This window comes from Bhargavaea massiliensis (assembly GCF_018390575.1).
Taxonomy (GTDB): Bacteria; Bacillota; Bacilli; order Bacillales_A; family Planococcaceae; genus Bhargavaea; species Bhargavaea massiliensis.
The window spans coordinates 13,666-31,353 of the sequence record NZ_JAHBCJ010000012.1 but is presented as its reverse complement, the minus strand read 5'-3'; the positions used below and the strand labels follow the sequence as shown (position 1 = coordinate 31,353).

Below are 17,688 nucleotides of genomic sequence, written 5' to 3'. Positions count from 1 at the left end.
TTAGACTTCCGCACCTACAGGCGCTTTGTTGACCAGCATCCTGAGAGTGCCTGCAATGACAGTCTCACCGTTCTGGTTGATGATCTCCGTATTGCAGACAACGACCCCTGTCCCGCTTTTTCCTTCCTGCTTGTCGGCGGCTGTCAACCTGACTTTCACCGTGTCGCCAATGAATGTCGGGCGGACAAACCGGATTTTATCCATGCCGTAAAATGCGGCGATGATTCCGGGTGTGAAATTCATCAGGCCGGTTGCAACGGACAAAACGAGCATGCCATGGGCAATCGGCTTTCCGAACAGGGTGCTTTTAGCATATTCACGGTCAAGATGAAGCGGATAGAAATCCCCGCTGACCCCGGCAAAATTCACGATGTCCGCTTCGGTAATCGTGCGGCCTCCAGACATCCATTCTTCTCCGACTTCCACTTCTCCGTAGTATTTATTAAACATTTCATTCTCTCCCTTCAGGAATTCACTTGCGGTTCACGCAAGTGCTTGTATGTGTCCCGCAGAAGGTACTTCTGTACCTTGCCGGATGCGGTCCTCGGCAGCTCATCCAAGAAAACGAACGAGCGCGGTTTTTTATACCGGGCCAGTTTGCCTTCGATGAAATCAAGGAGCTCCTTTTCTGTTATGGACCGGCCGGGCTTTTTCACGATAACCGCACAGACCGTCTCGATAAATTTCGGGTCTGGTATGCCGATGACCGCCACGTCCCGGACAGCCTCGTGCCGGATCAGCACGTCCTCCACTTCCACCGGATAAATGTTTTCCCCGCCGCTCCGAATCATGTCTTTTTTGCGGCCGGAAATGGTTAGGAACCCCTCTGCATCAATGACCCCCAGGTCTCCCGTATGGCACCAGCCATCCACAAACGTCTTGGCGGTGGCTTCCGGCTTGTTCCAGTATTCCGAGACGACCGCCGGACCTTTCGTGCAGATCTCACCGATCTCACCGGCCGGAAGCGCCCGGCCCTGGTCATCGGCCACTTTCACCTCGGTGAACGGCATCGGTTTGCCGGCGGTGTAGCCTTTACTTTTTGCATCTGCCGGGTCGAGTGATACGGCAATCGGCGTTCCTTCCGTCAGTCCGTACACCTGCACAAGCCCGATCTGCGGGAATAGCTCATACAAGCGGTCAATTGCCCAGGAAATGATGGGGTCGCCTCCTGAATAAATTGTCTTGAGAGAATCCAGCTGATAGGACTCTACATCGTTCAGCTTGAGCATTTCGTAAATCATGAATGGGAACAAGAATATGTCAGATACCTGTTTTTCCCCAATCACTTCAAGCGTCCGCCTGATATCGAAGTTTCCGCTCTTGGATATCACGACCGTTCCGCCGGACAGAATGACAGCCAGCGCCACGTCTTCCATTGCTCCTACATGATAAAGGGGCCCGGTGGTCATGCCGACGGTGTTGCCGTTAAAGTTCCATTTCAGTGACTGTATCGCGGCGAACCAAACGGTGTTCTGGTGCGTCCATAGCGCGCCCTTGGGGCGGCCTGTCGTGCCGGATGTGTACATTAGCATGACCGGATCCGTTTCCTCGAGTTTCGGGCGGCGGGTCAGCACCTTGTCCCCTTTTTCAAGGATATCCCAGCTTTCTGCCCAGTCAGGCGTGGCACCGCCGTCCCCGCCGCAGCAGATGAAGCATTCCACGGACGTCCGGTCCATGAGCGGCTCCAGGCGCTCCGCAAGTGGTCCGTCAAAGCAAAGCACTTTCGAACCGGAGTCATTCAGGATGTAGTCCAGTTCCTCAGTCTCCAGACGGAAATTGATCCTGACCGCAATCCCGCCGATTTTGGCAACCGCAAAGTAGATGGCAAAGTACTCCAGTGAATTGAACATCAGAATGCCAACGCGGTCTCCTTGTCGGACGCCTTTGTCCAGAAGTGCATTGGCATACCGGTTGGCGGTCTCATTGAGCATTCCATAAGTCCAGGTTTCCCCTGTTTCAAGTGCCAGTGCTTCCTTGTCAGACCTGAGTGTCTGCAGATGGGGCTCTACCCGGTCCAGCAAATATCCGACATCCATGTGCGACCCCTCCTATCAGTTATTTCTCAGCCTTCCATCGCCTTAAGAGGTGGCTGGTCCATTTCCGCTGCTTCCTGCGGCTGCGTCAACAGGGAGACGACGACAAAGCCGAGAATCGAAATGACCAGCGAGATGGCTCCGACGACGACTCCTTCGGGAAGCAGGATGATGCCATACTTTTTCAGGATTTCAAAAGTGAAGTTCAGGAATACCCCCAGAATGATGCTGGTGACTGCTCCCTGTTTGGTTGCCCGCTTCCATACGAGACCAAGCACGACTGCGGGGAATACGGCTGCGGCGAAGGTGCCCCAGCCGAACACGCCGAGGAGCGCAACGAGCGTATCCATATAGAAAGAGAACAGGGTGGAGATGACGAGCAGCGCCATGACGACAATCCGGTTCCAGAGAAGCTCATTTTTGACTTCCTTTCCGAATGCGCGGGGAATATCCCGGACAAGACTCGCCGCACCCAGCGTGACGAAACCTGATCCTGTGGACATGATTGCAGCAAGGAGTCCTGCCAGGACAAGGCCTCCGATGACTGAAGGTGTAAATGCGGTGACAAAAACAACCAGTGAATCATCTGCGGACGCAATGTCCGGGAATCGTCCCTGTATCTGAAGCGAGCGAGCAGTCAGTCCGATGCTGACAACAAGAAGCACGGTGATTGCGTAAGCCAGCCCCGCGGTGAACGCGCCCCAGCGCAATTCTTTAACACTCTTGATCATGAGGAATTTGTTGATGAAGTGGGGCTGTCCAGCTGCCCCGAGACTGAACAGGAGAAACCAGCATGCGATTGTGATCAGAGAAAAATTGCCGAAGGGAGAAGCAAGAAGCGGGTCGGATGACTGCAGGGTTTCCGTGATGTTTTGCATGCCGCCGCCAACATTCAGTGCAAAAAAGAAAATGACAATCGAGACGGCGATCATAATCACACCCTGGAATAGGTCGGTATAAACAGAAGCGATAATTCCTCCGCCAACCGAGTAAAACGCAAGAATCCCAAGTCCGATCAGCGCCCCGACAGCCGGCGATACACCAAAGATCGAGTGCATGATGACACCCATCGCCTGCACCTGCGTGCCAAGATACCCGATAACACCGAGCGTGATCGCGAATCCGAGCCACCCCCGGACGGAGCGGCTGTTGTACCGTTTTTCCACTACGTCTCCGAGCGTGAAAACATCCCCCTGTTCACCCATCATCCAGATTCGTTTGCCGACCAGGAACCAAGTGAGGGCGAATCCGAGTGGAGCTGCGATCAGGACGCCTGCGGCAAAGCCCATTCCCCCGGTAAAGGTCTGTCCTGCCCCTCCGAGAAGGCCGAATCCACTCTGGATGGATGTGAATGCAGCGATGGCCATGACGAACATGCCAAGGCTCCTGCCTGCTACGAGGAAGTCACTGGCAGTCTTTGTCCTGCGTGTAGCCCAGACACCGATCAAGATACAGATCAACAGATAAACCGCGACAATACTGATAATCGTCCCGTTCATTCAGCAGCCTCCCCAGTCCTGAATTCTCTGTCCATTTCCTCCATGTCATCCGGATCAAAAATCAGAGCATAAATCAGAGAGGCAATGACGGCTAGCGGCAGGATGCCCAGCAGGTAAAGGGCCAGGGCAGGAGTCATGCCAAGAATATAGTGACTTCCTCCGGCCGGATCACTGCGCGTGATTACGTCGAGAGTGACAAACAACGCCAGATACCCCCCGGCAATCACTGTCGGGACCCAGATCATTCCTGGCTTTTCCCTGACCGCCCGCCACATGCCGACGGTAATGGCAACTCCAATGACAATCACATACGGATAAAGAATTAGTCTCCAAGATTCCATGAACATGCCGACCAGTGACAATGCGATAAGTCCGGAAAACAAGTACATCATACGGTCCGAAACGTACAAAATGAAAACCTCCCTTAATCTATGATTCGGCGAACCCGCCGGTAAAGCCAGAGAAAGCGTTTTCAATTGTCTGAATGAATAAAATATATTGAATGAAATCTTTTCTGTCAATCAAGCATCACTAATAATATTCTGCTATCATCTACTCCATTTCGTTTAGGAGGTTTCCAGAAATAATATTAATAAACGTTTATCCTGGTGTTTCACTCAGTTATTTACTGAAAATACTATTCAAAGATACAAATTCGGATAATCATAAATTTATTATTAATTGTTCCAAAAACCGTCGGACCACGACAAAAAAGAGAATCCCGCTCAGCGAAATCCTCCTGCTTCTCTACATATTAAAAGAGAAAACCGGAGCCTCTTGGGCTCCGGTTTAAGCTTCCATAAAGAACTGTTTTGCCTTTTCGACAAACGGCTGGTCTTCCGGAAGCAAGTCGTCTTCATAAAAGATTGCGTCGACCGGGCAGACCGCTGTGCAGGCTCCGCAGTCAATGCAGAGATCCGGATCGATAAAGAATTGGTCTTCCCCTTCGATGATGCAATCTACCGGACATACGTCCACGCATTCACCGGCCTTTTCGCCGATGCACGCTGCCGTAATCACGTGTGTCATCTTCATCACTCCTTACCTATTCAAGTTACCATATTTCCCGCAGTTTAGCTCCAAAAAACATGAACTTGTCAAAATTTCTCCCGTTTCGCCACGACTTAAACGGGAAGTACATAGGTGTACAGAAATTCCGGCTCAAAACAGGAGGGATGGCAACTGGCTCACGAACAGTATCAGGAGCTTTTGAAGACGCTGCACGAGTGCATGGAAGCCTGCAACCACTGCTTTGATGCATGCCTGAAGGAAGAGGATATGAAGATGATGGCGGAGTGTATCCGGCTTGACCGTGAATGCGCAGATATGTGCGGATTCCTGGAAGCGGCGATCAGCCGGAACTCGCCGTTCATCAGGCAACTCGCGCAAGTTTGTGCGGAGATCTGCGAAGCCTGTGCCGAAGAGTGCAGGAAACATGACCACGAACATTGCCAGAAGTGTGCAGAAGCATGCATGAAGTGCGCTGAAGCTTGCCGGAATGTCACATAAGCCATTGGGTACAATCACATGTTGAGGAGCGACTGCAGGCGGGGAACCCGGTTCCCTGCCTGTTCCTCATTGTACATACGATTTCTGGAAAGCGGGTACGCTATCAGAAGCACACCAATTAAGGGAGGAAGCGTTTATGTCTTATAAGAAAACCTTCATTCCCGCCAGCGCGCTGATCCTGCTTTTATCCGCCTGCGGGGCTAATGACGGACAGGACAGTGCACAGCCGGAAGAAGACCCGACCAGCCAGGAACAGCAATACGACCGCGATGAATCCAATGATCCGTATGACATGCACCAATCGGATGACCGTTCACATATGCACGGCATGCATGGAGGTTCCGGCAAGCTCCCTGAAGGCCTGAAAGAGTCTCAAAATGCGAAGTTCCCTGCCGGTGCTGAAGTGACGATGCATGCCGATCATATGCCCGGTATGGACGGAGTGAAAGCGACCGTCACCGGCGCCTATGACACTACCGTTTATTCGGTCACCTACACGCCTGTCGACGGGGGCAAGCCGGTCAAGGCTCACAGATGGGTGATTCACGAAGAACTGGAGGATCCGGGTGATGCACCGCTCAAGGAAGGCACAGCCGTCACGTTAAAGGCAGATCATATGCCGGGCATGAAAGGGGCGGAAGCGATTATCGAGTCCGCCAAGCAAACAACCGTTTATATGGTTGATTTTGTGTCTGGAGAAAACGGCGAAACCGTGGAGAATCATAAATGGGTCATTGAAACGGAACTGTCCGGAGCAGAATAAGGCCTGAAAAAAAGCAAAGGCACTCCCTTTGCTTTTTTGGTGTTTAATTCATCTCAGCCGGTGAGCCGATGACGACTTTTGCAGCGGCAAGTTCAACCGGATTGGCAATGGAATCTCCGACCGGGCAATGGGCCTCAAGAAATTCTTTGAACGCCTGAACTTTTTCCTCTGCGGCATCCGTTTCAATATAAAACACCGGCGTGATGTTCTGGAATCCGGCACGGACGTCTGATTTCGCGAGGAAGCCGTCGATGTCCAGCTCCCCTTCCAGATCCACACGGAAGCTTTTCAGGTCGATATCGAACTTTTTGGCATATGTCCTGGCGACAATCGCCTGGCAAGCCCCCAGTGCCGACAGCAGAAGTTCCACAGGATTCATCCCCTGGTCAGTCCCTCCGAGCGCCTCCGGTTCGTCAATGACCACCTGATGCCCACGCGCCTCGACTTCCACCCGTACATTTTCTTTTAGTGTTGCCGTTGCTTGCACGTTCATGATCGCCATCTCGTTTTCTCCCCTTTAATGATCTAATCCAAGTTATTCGATAAGGATTGTTTTCTATATTATCATAATCTTTCATTTCGTCAAACATCTTTCCGAAATGATTGTCCGGATTTATTTTAGGGAACAAGATCACCAACAGCAAATCAAAGCGGGTGTTCAAATGGAACTATATACAATCGGACATTCAACGCATAACGAAGAGGAGTTTTTGAAATTGCTTCATGATGCAGGTGTGGAACTGCTTGTAGACGTACGGGCTTTTCCCGGCAGCCGGAAATTCCCCTGGTTCCATACAGACCGGATGAAGGCGTGGCTCCCGGAAAACGGAGTCGGCTACTTACATATCCGCGAACTGGGAGGCCGTCGGCGAAAATCTAAAACGGTCGGTGATGAAGTCAATGCTGGCTGGAACAACCGTTCCTTCCACAACTATGCCGACTACACCCAGGAAGACGATTTTAAAGAAGGCCTTAAAACGCTTCAGGAAGCGGCGGCGGGACGGCGGGCGGCAGTCTGCTGTTCGGAACGGCACCCCGCTCGCTGTCATCGCATGCTCATCAGCAATTACGTCTCCCTTCATGGCAACGACGTCTATCACATTCTGGACGGCAAAGAAGGAAAAACCATCGTCGAGCCGCATCAGCCGGGCCGCTGGGGCGCGGAGCCGTTCAGGCGGGAGGACGGCGAAGTTGTTTATCCAGCACTCAATGAACAAGAAGCCGATGCGGACTGACGCATCGGCTTCTTGCTTTATTCTGATCGTTTCGTCTCCATCAACGTTGCCATACGGCCGGCTTCAACGTTGCCTTCGTTGCGCAAACCTTCGATGACTCTCCTGTAGTCGGTGCTGTTCCGGTTCTGGCTTAGTTTATAGGCCGCCTGGATTTCATTTACCTTGATCTTAAAGCCGACGACAGCGTTTTTTTGTTTTTTCGTTTCTTCGGACAGGGTTTCCCACAGGACGGGCTTTTCACGGTGACGCTCGTATTTCCTCATCAGCAACGCCAGTTCTTCCTCCAGTTCCTTTTCATCCATCAGTTGTACCCCGCCATAAAGATGTACTGCCTGGTAGTTCCAGGTGGACACATTTTCATGGGTATACCACGATGACGAGACATAGACATGCGGACCCTGGATCATTACGAGCGCTTCCTGCCCCTCAATGTTTTTCCACTGGGGATTCGCCTTCGCGAAATGCCCGGTGACCATCCACTCTCCCCCGATACGGCGGAACTGGAAAGGCAGATGAGTCGCGACCGGCCTTCCTTCATGTACAGTTACAATCGACCCGAATGCGTTCTCCTCGACAAATCCTCTGATTTCTTCAAAGTCCGTGACCTCAAATAACTTCGGTATGAACATCAAAATCCCCCTTAATCCAACTGCTTCTCCAGGATGAGGTCGGTCTGTTCGTCATCCCCCATGAAAAACGAATGCGCGCCTGTGCGGATAAAGCCCAGCTTCTCATAAAATGCGATGGCATTCTGGTTGTCTTCCCAGACACCAAGCCAGACTTTTGTTTTCCCTTCTTTTCTGGCCATATCCAATGCATGATTAAACAGGATTTTACCGAGACCCTGTTGCTGGAATCTGCTGCTGATATAGATCCTTTCTACTTCAAACGAATGATCCCCCTGCCCCTCGGTTTGGGCGTGTCCTGTATTGACCTTCAGATAGCCGGCGGTTTCCCCGTCCTTCTCAATGAAGAAAAACCTCGACTCCCGATGAGCCAGTTCCTCCTTCAGGCGCTCCGGATCAAACGCCCGCTCCAGATACGTGTTCAGATTTTCTGGTGAATTCTGATCCTCGAACGTTTCTCTGAACGTTTCGAAGCTGATGTTCCGGAGCGCTTCAAGATCTTCAATTCCACATTGTCTGATTTCTACAGTCATGGCTGCTCCCCCTCGCTTCAATAGCTTCTCTGGTTTCCTTTTTTCACGTATTCCCAGTCTTTCTCCACATTTGTTCTGACCCGCCGGAGCAGCCGGAGGAGAATGTCCGCTTCATCTTCTGAAAATCCTTCAAGCGCAACCGAATTGGAGTGCGCGTGCTCCCTCATGATGTACGGATATATTTCGAGTCCCTTCTCCGTCGGAAAAAGTTTCTTGATTCTCCGGTTGTCCTGAGCGTCCCTTTTTTCAATGAGCCTCTTTTCCTCCAGCTTCATAATGGCACGTGCAGCCGTCGTACGGTCGACTTTGATCATCTCGGCAAGCTTTTCCTGGATGATGCCCGGATGCTCGCAAATCCTTGCCAAGTACAGATACTGGCCCTTAGACAGATCGATCTCCTTGAACTCGATGTTGCTGATTGAATCCAGGGACCTTGCTATCATTCCAATTTCCCGGAGCAACTCCATGCAATACCTCCTTGTTGCATTTGCAACATATTACTTATGTACACTTTACTTTTAAATAAGTGTAAATGCAACATATATTCTCACATACTAAAACCGATGTCCGGTTCACATCGGCTCGATTGCTGATTCATTGAAAGGTTCCGGATACCGGACAACCCCGGCAACGTGTTTCAAGGCCCCTTTCTGTAATTCCAAAGCCATAAACGCATTGTCCGGAACATCGAACGGCGGGCGAATCCCCCACTCCGTTGCTTTCCTGAAACCAAATCTCGGGTAGAAATCAGGATGTCCGAGAACGATGACCGAACCGTATCCGAGTTCCTTCGCTTTGGCCAATGCAGTCCGGATCAACCGGCTACCGATACCCTGTCTCTGATTGGCCGGAAGGACGGATACCGGTGCCATCGCCAAGGAGTCTTCAGCATTCGCTGCGTCCACGATCGAAATTCTGGTCATCAGTATATGTCCTATGATTTGTCCCGTCACATCTTCCGCCACGATCGACAACTCAGGAATATAGGCATCCGATACCCGAAGCCGCCCGACGAGAACATATTCGTTCTGGTCGCTCATTTCGGCATCCTTGAAGGCTTGTGCCACTACTTGCCTGATTGATTCAAAATCACTCGGAACACTTTGTCTGATTGTTATCTCCATTTCACATTCCTCCTGCAATTATAGAGGTAGATTCACACACGAACAACAGGCTTTCGTGTGCAAACTCGTGAGGTCGCTGTTCACACCTCTTATGTTAAAAAACCTTGCAAACTATACCTTATATACGATAATGCTCTGTGAAAGGTTTCACATTTAAACCCTACTCCCGAGAAAAGCGATCCGCCTTTTATAGGCGAACCGCTTTAATCATGCCCGCTCAAGCTTTGTCAGGCGCCGTTTTTCACTTTTATCGACAATCGATGCCCCAACCAAATCTCCGGTGACATTCGTTGCCGTCGCGCCCATTCCAAGAATCGCATCAATACCCGCAACAAGTGCCACAACTTCAATAGGCAGGCCTGCCTGTGTGAGAACGATTGAAAGGGCGATGAGCCCGGCGCCGGGGACCCCTGCGGTACCTACGGAAGCGAGTGTGCCGGTCACGATAATGCCAAGAATAGCCGCAAAGCTCAGATCAAGCCCCATGATGTCTGCTGCAAATACAACCGATGCACCGAGCCGGATTGCCGCTCCGTCCATATTGACAGTCGCCCCGAGCGGCAAGGAAAACGATGCAACTTCATTACTGATGCCGGCACGCTGGGCCGCCTTCATGGTGACGGGAAGCGTACCCAGGCTGGATGACGTCATAAATGCCGTGCCGATTGCATCCTTCACATTTCTGAAGAACTCACCGATCCGTACGCCAAAAAGCTTCATGATGACAAAGTAGACCAGGATGAATTGCAGCACAATCCCCCCGTAGATGACAACTGTCAGCTTGCCGAGGGAAACCAGGGTCTGCAGCCCCTGTGACCCGATTGCCGATGCTGCGATGGCGAAGATGCCGATTGGCGCGTACTGCAGGATCCCGTTCAACACCCGGAAGGTCACTTCACTCAGGCTTACCGTCAAATCACCAAGGAAATGGCCCATTTTCCGGACCCGTTCCTCTCCTGAATGCAACATCGAAGAAATGGATAATCCCACAACGACCGATATGAAAATCAGGCCGAGGATGTCCGCGTTTGCCAACGCAGAAAATAGGTTGTCCGGGACAATCCCGAGCAAGGTGTCCACGACGGACGGCCGCTCCGGCACATCCACTTTGGCATTCGGCAGTGTCAGCCCGACACCAGGCCTGATCAACAGCGCCAGCAGGAGACCGAATATAATGGCGATTCCGGTTGTGATAAAGTAAAAGGTAAATACTTTACCGCCGATCCGCCCGAGCTTTGCCGGATTCAGCTGGTCCACCGCCGCAATCAGCGTGAATACCACGAGCGGAATCACAATCAGATTCAGCAGCCGCAGCAAAAGCTCCCCGAGAGGCGACAGCACGCCCGCCGACTCTCCGAAAATCAATCCGACGACGATGCCGAGCAGAAAGCCAACGGACATTTTCATCATGAACGACTGGTCCCTGTAAAATCTCCAGATAGCCCCCAATTTCAGACCTCCCCGCATCTTTCTTCCGGCTGGCCGGATATGTATCCCTTCTTAAATCATCCCCTTCTTTGGAGGGTATAAAACAACAGGAAAAACAGTGATCTGTAAACAACAGGCGATCTCTTCATCCGAAATGAAAAAGCCCGGGAAGCACCAGTTGTTCGGGCTATGACCTATGGGTACACTCATAACGCCTTGCGTAACACTCACCGGCTGTTCGGCAACACTCGAGCACGCTTGCGTAACACTCACATCTCTCGATATCTGCTCTCTTCATCAGCATTTCTACGAATCACAATCACGGCATCAGGTACGGAGGCGATCTGCCTCCGTCGGATTCCTGAGAATCAGACTCGGAACCTTCCATATAAGTGGGCGTCCTACAACACATCACCACGGGAAGACAGGAGGCACCCCTCACCATGATCAGCATGACATCCAGGCAGGCGCAGTCCCGACTCGTCGACCTTCTCTTTTTCTTGCTCGGCAGCCTATACGTGGCCGGCATCGCAGCGTTACTCATTTATGTAATCAGCAAAATGATTTCCTATTTCTAAAACAAGAGCCCATGCCCCCGGCATCGGCTCTTTTCGATATTGCGTTCTGTTTGCGGAAAATGAAAGGTCTGTGATTCGTGCCGATGCATCATCAGCAATGGCCCGTTTTTCCACATGTTTCAGTTTCGGCACTTCTCCTTCCGCTCCCCGATTGGGTGTACACCTGCATTTCCCTCCGGCCTGGAGTTCCCTTTTCTTCTTATTCAAAACATCCGTTCCCTCTTTCACTGCAGAGCCTGGAAGACTGAAGCCCCGTCCGTCCGGCTTGCCGGGGCTGTGCGGAGAATACGCTTGTACTGCGATTATCCGGCACTCTTCCTGAGTGGTTACCCTACGTGCACGATTGATGACCTACCCTGAGGTAAGATGCTTGTTCGCGGGCATGGCTACGTTCGGGACTGGCTGACAACCTCCAGACTTCGCCACTGCCGGGTGTATATATAAAAATGCCCGGGAATCGTTGGCTTCCCGGGCATGGTTCTTATGATTCGGTTCCGTATTTACTATCCAGTTCCTCATACTTCGCTGCATAATCATCCGTAATCTTATCGAGCTGCTCCTGTTTATCAGAAATTCCCTTGGACAGTTCAGCTATCTTTTGTTCAATGTCTTCCCCGGGCTCTGCGGTCAGTTCCAGTACTTCGGAAAGCTTTCCTAAGTAGTCAATCTGCAAGGCCAGTTCCTGATCTTTCAGCCCGTTCAGCTCCTTGAGCTCTTCGTGGGTCAGACGGCCCTGCCAATCTTTCGACAATTCCTTGGATTCTTCAAGCAGCGGGAGCATTTCTGTTTTCAGGTACTGATTGGCCTGCTCGGGATTGTCCAGAATAGCATTCAACTGATTGGTCATCATGATCAGTTCCATGGAATTCTGGTAGATCGGAGTGCTTCCCTTTTCTTTGTATTCCTTGTATTCAGCAGCAATTCCCGGACCGCCGCAAGCCGCCAGTGCGAACACCAGCAACAGCCCCATCAGCCGGATCAGATTTTTCATGATGCATCCTCCAGTTCACCGATCTCTTACTCGCGGTGCCGCCATACGGCCCGGTTCATTGTTCATTGACGAGTGCATCGATTTGCCGGTCCATTTCCACGCCGGTTCGTTCTATTTTTTCCTGCAGCTCCATGTTCTCCTCATGGATCTTAACAGCCTTTTGGTAAGTTTCTTCAGTCACTGTATCAACATTCGCCGTATCAACATCGATTGCCGATAACTCAGCGCTCTTATGAAGGGAATCGAGCGTCAGATTCAAGTACTCGATCGTGGTATCGTTCAGTTCCCTAATCTCTTCATTTACTAGTCCATCATGGGCATCAGAAGCAATTTTTCGGGATTCTTCCATAAAGGGAATCACTTCTTCCTCCATATAGCGGTGGGCTTCCTCGGGTTGTTCGATGATGGATGTATAGTGATTGAGCATTTCTGCAATCTTAAATGATCGCTCATCCAGAGGCTCAAAAACGTTCTTCCGATATTCTTCAAATTCTTTTTCCACACTGATATTCTGTGATTCTGCTCCGTTTACGTTGTTGCAGGCGACGAGTATACATGCCAATATAGCCATGAAGGTGAATTTCAGAAATAATGCTTGCTTGTTCATACTCAACCCACCCTCTACACTATTCCTTCTCAATCTAACACCTTTCAAGGAGGATATTCCCCTTTTAACACAGACCTTCACATTAAGAACCATAGTTTCGGAGATAACGGAATCTTTTCTTTGCTGCAATTCCCGGACCACCGCAATCCTCCAGTTCACCGTTCTTGAAATTGCAGTGCCGACATACGGCCCGATTCATTGTTCATTGGCGAGTGCATCGATTTGCCGGTCCATTTCCACGCCGGTTCGTTCTATTTTTTCCTGCAGTTCCATGTTCTCCTCATGTAACTTGACAGCTTTTTGGTATGTTTCTTCTGTCACTGTATCAAGATCATATGCCAGCAAGTCCGCAGACTTTTGAAGGGAATCAACCGTCAGATCCAAATACTCAATAGTGGTCTCGTTCAGTTCCCGTATTTCTTCATTCACCAGTCCATCGTGGGCATCAGAAGCGATTTTTCTGGATTCTTCTGAGAAAGGAATCACTTCTTCTTCCAGATAGCTATGGGCTTCCTCGGTTTGTTCAATGATGGATGCATAGTGGTTGAACATTTCCGCATACTCGAAGGAACGTTCTTCCAGTGGTTCAATAACTGCTTTTCTGTAATTCTCAAATTCTTTATCAACACTTATGTTTTTTGATTCCACTCCGTTGCCGCTGTTGCAGGCAGCAAGGAATACAGCCAACAGACCCACCAGGAACAACTTCGATAAAAATCGTTTCATTACTTTCACTCCTAAACTTCGGCGATTTCATCCTGTATATCTTAATACAGTGTGATGGTTCCGTCCGTATTGAGCCGGAACAGTTTGACGCCCGACGGTTTTTTACCGTCTTCGCTGATGGTCAGGAGAACTTCCTTTTCACCTGCTGACGGACCTGGTGCACTTTTGATTTTTTCCCATCCGGGAATCTGGTTTTGCGCAAACTGAGAGGCTGAGCTTTTGATCACTTCAGACGTGTCCTGTCCAGGCAGCCGTTTCAGATACTCGTCAAAACCGTCCATACCCTTGATTTTTCCGATGCCACTCCCGATTTGCTCATCGACGGCACTCTCCAGCGTCCGCTTGGCAAGACTTCCGAGCACCTCATTGAGTTTGCCGTGCTCTACGTTTTGAATTGAGTAATGAACATCGGGATTATCCGGGAATATCACGAGTTCCTGACCGACCACACTGTAATTGATTGGGACTTCGTTTACCGTTGTTGTGTTGATATCCACTCCATCTGTAAATTCAAGTTTGTTGAGGTCCAAGCCCATTCCCTTCACAGATCCTTCCGGCTGATTTCCCTTGAGCGCAAAATCATTCACTGCCTGTTTCGCTTCTTCCGGCGAATCTTTACTGAAGTTCGGGTCTGTATTATTCTGTGTCCAGTTCCAGAGATCGCTGAAAGTAACTTCATCGTGATCTTTTTGCTTAAGAGTGTTCAGCTCACCGGTATACCACTCCTTGATGGAGAGTACCCCGTCCTTTCCAAGTGTCATGCTCACCCGGCGATCATACTGGACACCATCACCGGACAGATAAACAATGACCTGTTTGGTTCCCGCTTTAGGAACATCGGCAGAAATGATTTCACCCCAAAGCGGGATCTTCTTCTGGATGTTTTCTGAAATCTCTTCTTTGACGATTTCTCCTGACTTTTTCCCTGTGAATGGAATTTCCGGAGACCCCTCAATTTTCCCTGTGACTGTAGTTGAGCCAGGCAGTTTACTGCCTAACTTGCCGAGAAACCTATCCCCAGCTTCCATAGCAACGTTTTTCGCGGTGGTTGCCATAGCTTCCTCGAGTAGCGTGACTTCTGCATTCTGAATCGAGTACCAAAGGTTCGGATTATCCCTAAATATGACCAACTTTTCATTAATGATGGCATAGTGCAGGGGAACGCCCCTCAAATTGTATGTTTCAATTGAAATACCGTCCATTGCATCAATAGCGGCCAGGTCGATCTCTTTCCCTCGTGCCACCTGGTGAGGACCTCGGATAAACTCCTCCCCCCGGGATTCCAAATCAGACTCAATTATCCTTTCTAGCTCTTCATAACGTCGCTCGTAACCACGGAGCATCTCATAAACGAATTCATCGGATTTTCCGCTCTGGATGAGGTGTGGGCCAAATATCGCCCAGAAACTTGAGAAGAACATTGAAAATCTAACGGAGAACTCCTTGAAGTGCTCCATCGCCAGATTTACGCGCAGCTTTTGATATCCGCTGAAATCCTGAACCTGGAGATCATATGTCTCAATCCGGAATGACGAATCTCCAAAGATACCGGACAAGTCTTTCAAGTAGCCGTCCATCAGATCTAAATCAGCGTCAAGTGCGGACAGTTCCCCGGTCTGGCTATGATTATATGTATTTAGATCTTGGCTGGTTTGAAGGATATGCCGTTTTGCGTCACGGACACCCTCCCGAAATGCATCGTCCTTTAGCCTCGGCAAGCTGATGATGTCGCTCACCGCATCCATGTAGCTGTTCCCTTCGTCGACCAGAGCTGCCGTTACACTTTCCGACTTTGTTACTCCATTCATCAGCGGCCCCTCAAGAAACGATTCCAGAATATATCCGTCATGGGCAGGCTCAAGGGCTGATGTCGCCTGTTTCAGGTTTTGCAAAAGTCCTTCATACTTTTCCAGTGTCAGTGACCTGTAGGCAATCAGAGGAAGATGCCATTCCCGATAAAAACGGCGTATGGCGTTCCCGCCTTCTCCCGTGAACGAATCTCCGAGATCGGTGAATGACGCAACCGCTCTTTCAAGCTCCTTTAATTGTGCCGTCTGAGACTCGATCTGTCGGACAACCGCATCGATTCCTTCCAGCAGCGAGCTTACCTCCAGCGTTTTCATGTCTTCACCCCCTTAATTCGCATCCATTGAAATGGACAGCTGATGATCTGTTTCATCAAGCATATCCGCTGATTCCCTGACCGACTCGTGATTAAGCCTCAGGATCCTCTTGAATTCCTCCCCCTGCTGTTCAAGGATAAGGTTGAGCTGGTTGATCTTCTCAATAAGATCCAGCACATTGTCTCCCGCAAGATCCTTGGGAAGAGCGGGGTCCAGAGATTCGGTCATGCTTTCCATGTTTGAAACCGACTGCCTGACGGTTTCAAATTCGACCTTGATCTGATTAGTCAATGACATCAGTCCTTTCCTGCACGAATAGCAGCCAGCCTTGTCCGCTCCGCTGCGATGCTGGCTTCAAGCGCCATGATTTCCAGTTTGATTTGGGCAATCTTTTCACTGAGCATCTGTCTGGAAAGGGTGAGCTGGACACTGGAAATATCGTCGTATTGCACAGCCATTACGTCACGATATTCAAGAAACTTATCCGAAAGCATTCCTTTCCATGTTTTTGCCGTTAGCTCCGGCTCCTCCAAAAGACTTCTGTTTTGCGAGAAGTCTCCGTCCAAATTACCCAGATTCACCGCACAGACAGTCAGTCTTCTCAACTGTTCTTTCTTCAGTTGGAGTTGTGCGATCAAAGCAGCTAACAAGGCCATCGGACGAAATCTCCTTTTCTAATCAAAGTTACTTTTATCATAGCAAATTGGAAAGACTGGAAATATAGGAATAACGGCAGGTGCTTAAAGACCCTCATCAATTTGGCAGGTCCAGGTTGGTAACCCATATAAAAAAGAGAGAAAGGAAACTGTTTTCCTTTCTCTCTGGATACGTTCAAGATACCCTATAGTTTCGGCTTAATCAGAAAATACTCATTTTCCATTCTTGCGCAATTTGTTTTAGCAGCATGCTTCCGGCCACGCTGTTTCCGACTTCGTTGATGGCCGGCCCGTAGATGCCGATTCCGCAGCCGTTCGGGAATGGCGAATCTGGGGATCCGGCATGCGAAGGAACAGAGGCCATGATGCCGCCTGAGACACCGCTTTTAGCCGGCAGGCCGACAAAAGCGGCGAATTTACCGGAGGCGTCATACATTCCGCACGTCACCATGATCGCTTTGGTAATTTTCGCGATTTCCACCGGGAAGATCTGTTCCTTGAGGATCGGATGGTATCCGTCATGGGCCAGCACAAGACCGATCATCGCAATGTCCGTCGCAGTGACATCGATTGAGCACTGTTTCAAATAAACTTCCAGCGCCTCGTCAACCGAGCATTCCAGAAAACCGTTTTCCTGAAGATAATAAGCGAGGGCCCGGTTGCGGTGCGCGGTTTGCCATTCCGACTGGAATACTTCCTCGTTGATCGTGGGACGTGTTCCCGTCATTCTGCTGATCAAAGTCATGAACGACTCCACTTTTTCTTGAGGGGTCCGGTCGCCGAGCAGGGAAGCCACAGTCAAGGCTCCCGCGTTGATCATCGGGTTAAATGGTTTGCCTGGCTTATGGACTTCCAGCCGGATGATTGAGTTGAATGCGTCACCGGTCGGTTCGACGTCCACCCGGTCCAAGACATAAGGCGTACCAAAGTCGATGCAGGCCGCCATGAAGCTGATGACTTTTGAAATGCTTTGAAGTGTAAAGCGCTCCCCGCAATCTCCGGACTGGAGGACCATTCCATCCGGTCCCACCATGACCACTCCCAGTTGTGAAGGGTCGGCTTTTGCGAGGGCGGGAATATAAGAGGCGCACTTGCCTTCCGCCGTAAAGAAACGATCATGCTCCACCCATTTGTCCAGCTGGGCCGCATAGCGCTGCAGTTCGTGCGTTGTTTCTTGATTGGCCGGAAAGGTTTCTTTTACCATGGACATGCCGGTCTCTCCTTTCTGTGTTGGCAAAAGAAATGATGAAAATCGTG

22 protein-coding genes are annotated in these 17,688 nt (G+C 50.4%); 4 read left to right on the top strand and 18 right to left on the bottom strand.

The features are described 5' to 3' along the window. From KHA84_RS14525 to KHA84_RS14505, 5 genes are all read right to left on the bottom strand, one after another. Positions 1-450, bottom strand: coding sequence for a MaoC/PaaZ C-terminal domain-containing protein (locus tag KHA84_RS14525; RefSeq protein ID WP_213424236.1), 450 nt, complete (start codon positions 448-450; stop codon positions 1-3). 14 nt (positions 451-464) lie between these two features. Next, entirely contained in the window at positions 465-2,036 is a 1,572-nt protein-coding gene (locus KHA84_RS14520) for a class I adenylate-forming enzyme family protein (RefSeq protein WP_213424235.1), read from the bottom strand. Positions 2,037-2,062: 26 nt separating this feature from the next. Continuing rightward, positions 2,063-3,532 carry a sodium:solute symporter family transporter gene (locus KHA84_RS14515; RefSeq protein WP_213424234.1) on the bottom strand — a complete coding sequence of 490 codons (1,470 nt, stop codon included), beginning with the start codon at positions 3,530-3,532 and terminating at the stop codon, positions 2,063-2,065. Then, positions 3,529-3,942: a hypothetical protein gene (locus tag KHA84_RS14510; protein WP_213424233.1), complete on the bottom strand. Its 414-nt coding sequence runs from the start codon at positions 3,940-3,942 to the stop codon at positions 3,529-3,531. Before KHA84_RS14510 ends, KHA84_RS14515 begins: the two co-directional genes overlap by 4 nt. Positions 3,943-4,321: 379 nt before the next feature. Further along, positions 4,322-4,561 (bottom strand): indolepyruvate ferredoxin oxidoreductase subunit alpha, encoded by a 240-nt coding sequence (locus tag KHA84_RS14505; protein ID WP_213424232.1) that lies wholly within the window; start codon positions 4,559-4,561, stop codon positions 4,322-4,324. 153 nt (positions 4,562-4,714) lie between these two features. Here KHA84_RS14505 and KHA84_RS14500 point away from each other — a divergent pair, with 153 nt between their 5' ends. After that, on the top strand, positions 4,715-5,041 hold the full coding sequence (locus KHA84_RS14500; RefSeq protein ID WP_213424260.1) for a four-helix bundle copper-binding protein: 327 nt from the start codon (positions 4,715-4,717) through the stop codon (positions 5,039-5,041). A gap of 136 nt (positions 5,042-5,177) precedes the next feature. After that, a complete protein-coding gene (locus KHA84_RS14495) occupies positions 5,178-5,804 on the top strand; it encodes a YdhK family protein (protein ID WP_213424231.1) in 627 nt (208 codons plus the stop codon). 43 nt (positions 5,805-5,847) lie between these two features. Here the strand turns inward: KHA84_RS14495 and KHA84_RS14490 are convergent, their stop codons facing one another. Beyond that, positions 5,848-6,306, bottom strand: a complete 459-nt coding sequence (locus KHA84_RS14490) for an OsmC family protein (protein ID WP_213424230.1) — start codon at positions 6,304-6,306, stop codon at positions 5,848-5,850. Positions 6,307-6,466: 160 nt separating this feature from the next. Between KHA84_RS14490 and KHA84_RS14485 the strand changes: the two genes are divergently transcribed. After that, complete coding sequence (locus KHA84_RS14485) at positions 6,467-7,039, top strand: DUF488 domain-containing protein (RefSeq protein WP_213424229.1); 573 nt, start codon at positions 6,467-6,469, stop codon at positions 7,037-7,039. Positions 7,040-7,056: 17 nt separating this feature from the next. On the opposite strand, the gene KHA84_RS14480 is transcribed toward KHA84_RS14485, so the two are convergent. The 5 genes from KHA84_RS14480 to KHA84_RS14460 all read right to left on the bottom strand — a co-directional run bounded on the left by KHA84_RS14480 (position 7,057) and on the right by KHA84_RS14460 (position 10,771). Next, on the bottom strand, positions 7,057-7,668 hold the full coding sequence (locus KHA84_RS14480; RefSeq protein WP_213424228.1) for an FMN-binding negative transcriptional regulator: 612 nt from the start codon (positions 7,666-7,668) through the stop codon (positions 7,057-7,059). 11 nt (positions 7,669-7,679) lie between these two features. Next, positions 7,680-8,198 carry a spermidine/spermine N(1)-acetyltransferase gene (gene paiA, locus KHA84_RS14475; protein ID WP_213424227.1) on the bottom strand — a complete coding sequence of 173 codons (519 nt, stop codon included), beginning with the start codon at positions 8,196-8,198 and terminating at the stop codon, positions 7,680-7,682. Between the two features lie 17 nt (positions 8,199-8,215). Continuing rightward, the gene (locus tag KHA84_RS14470; protein ID WP_213424226.1) at positions 8,216-8,665 is read right to left on the bottom strand and encodes a MarR family winged helix-turn-helix transcriptional regulator; all 450 of its coding nucleotides are present in this window, start codon (positions 8,663-8,665) and stop codon (positions 8,216-8,218) included. Positions 8,666-8,770: 105 nt separating this feature from the next. After that, positions 8,771-9,322 (bottom strand): GNAT family N-acetyltransferase, encoded by a 552-nt coding sequence (locus KHA84_RS14465; protein WP_213424225.1) that lies wholly within the window; start codon positions 9,320-9,322, stop codon positions 8,771-8,773. Positions 9,323-9,529: 207 nt separating this feature from the next. Continuing rightward, positions 9,530-10,771, bottom strand: coding sequence for a dicarboxylate/amino acid:cation symporter (locus KHA84_RS14460; RefSeq protein WP_213424224.1), 1,242 nt, complete (start codon positions 10,769-10,771; stop codon positions 9,530-9,532). A 422-nt stretch (positions 10,772-11,193) separates the two neighbouring features. Here KHA84_RS14460 and KHA84_RS15550 point away from each other — a divergent pair, with 422 nt between their 5' ends. After that, positions 11,194-11,328, top strand: a complete 135-nt coding sequence (locus tag KHA84_RS15550; protein WP_272875319.1) for a hypothetical protein — start codon at positions 11,194-11,196, stop codon at positions 11,326-11,328. A 481-nt stretch (positions 11,329-11,809) separates the two neighbouring features. Here KHA84_RS15550 and KHA84_RS14455 read toward each other — a convergent pair whose 3' ends face one another. The 7 genes from KHA84_RS14455 to KHA84_RS14425 form a co-directional block, all read right to left on the bottom strand. After that, positions 11,810-12,319 carry a hypothetical protein gene (locus KHA84_RS14455; protein WP_213424223.1) on the bottom strand — a complete coding sequence of 170 codons (510 nt, stop codon included), beginning with the start codon at positions 12,317-12,319 and terminating at the stop codon, positions 11,810-11,812. Between the two features lie 55 nt (positions 12,320-12,374). Then, entirely contained in the window at positions 12,375-12,926 is a 552-nt protein-coding gene (locus tag KHA84_RS14450; protein WP_213424222.1) for a hypothetical protein, read from the bottom strand. A 195-nt stretch (positions 12,927-13,121) separates the two neighbouring features. After that, positions 13,122-13,652 (bottom strand): hypothetical protein, encoded by a 531-nt coding sequence (locus KHA84_RS14445; RefSeq protein ID WP_213424221.1) that lies wholly within the window; start codon positions 13,650-13,652, stop codon positions 13,122-13,124. A gap of 41 nt (positions 13,653-13,693) precedes the next feature. Further along, positions 13,694-15,775, bottom strand: a complete 2,082-nt coding sequence (locus KHA84_RS14440) for an LXG domain-containing protein (RefSeq protein ID WP_213424220.1) — start codon at positions 15,773-15,775, stop codon at positions 13,694-13,696. Between the two features lie 12 nt (positions 15,776-15,787). Next, entirely contained in the window at positions 15,788-16,072 is a 285-nt protein-coding gene (locus KHA84_RS14435) for a DUF5344 family protein (protein ID WP_213424219.1), read from the bottom strand. Further along, positions 16,072-16,431, bottom strand: a complete 360-nt coding sequence (locus tag KHA84_RS14430; RefSeq protein WP_213424218.1) for a hypothetical protein — start codon at positions 16,429-16,431, stop codon at positions 16,072-16,074. Before KHA84_RS14430 ends, KHA84_RS14435 begins: the two co-directional genes overlap by 1 nt. Positions 16,432-16,633: 202 nt before the next feature. Beyond that, the gene (locus tag KHA84_RS14425) at positions 16,634-17,635 is read right to left on the bottom strand and encodes a glutaminase (protein ID WP_236823318.1); all 1,002 of its coding nucleotides are present in this window, start codon (positions 17,633-17,635) and stop codon (positions 16,634-16,636) included. Between the last annotated feature and the right edge of the window lie 53 nt (positions 17,636-17,688).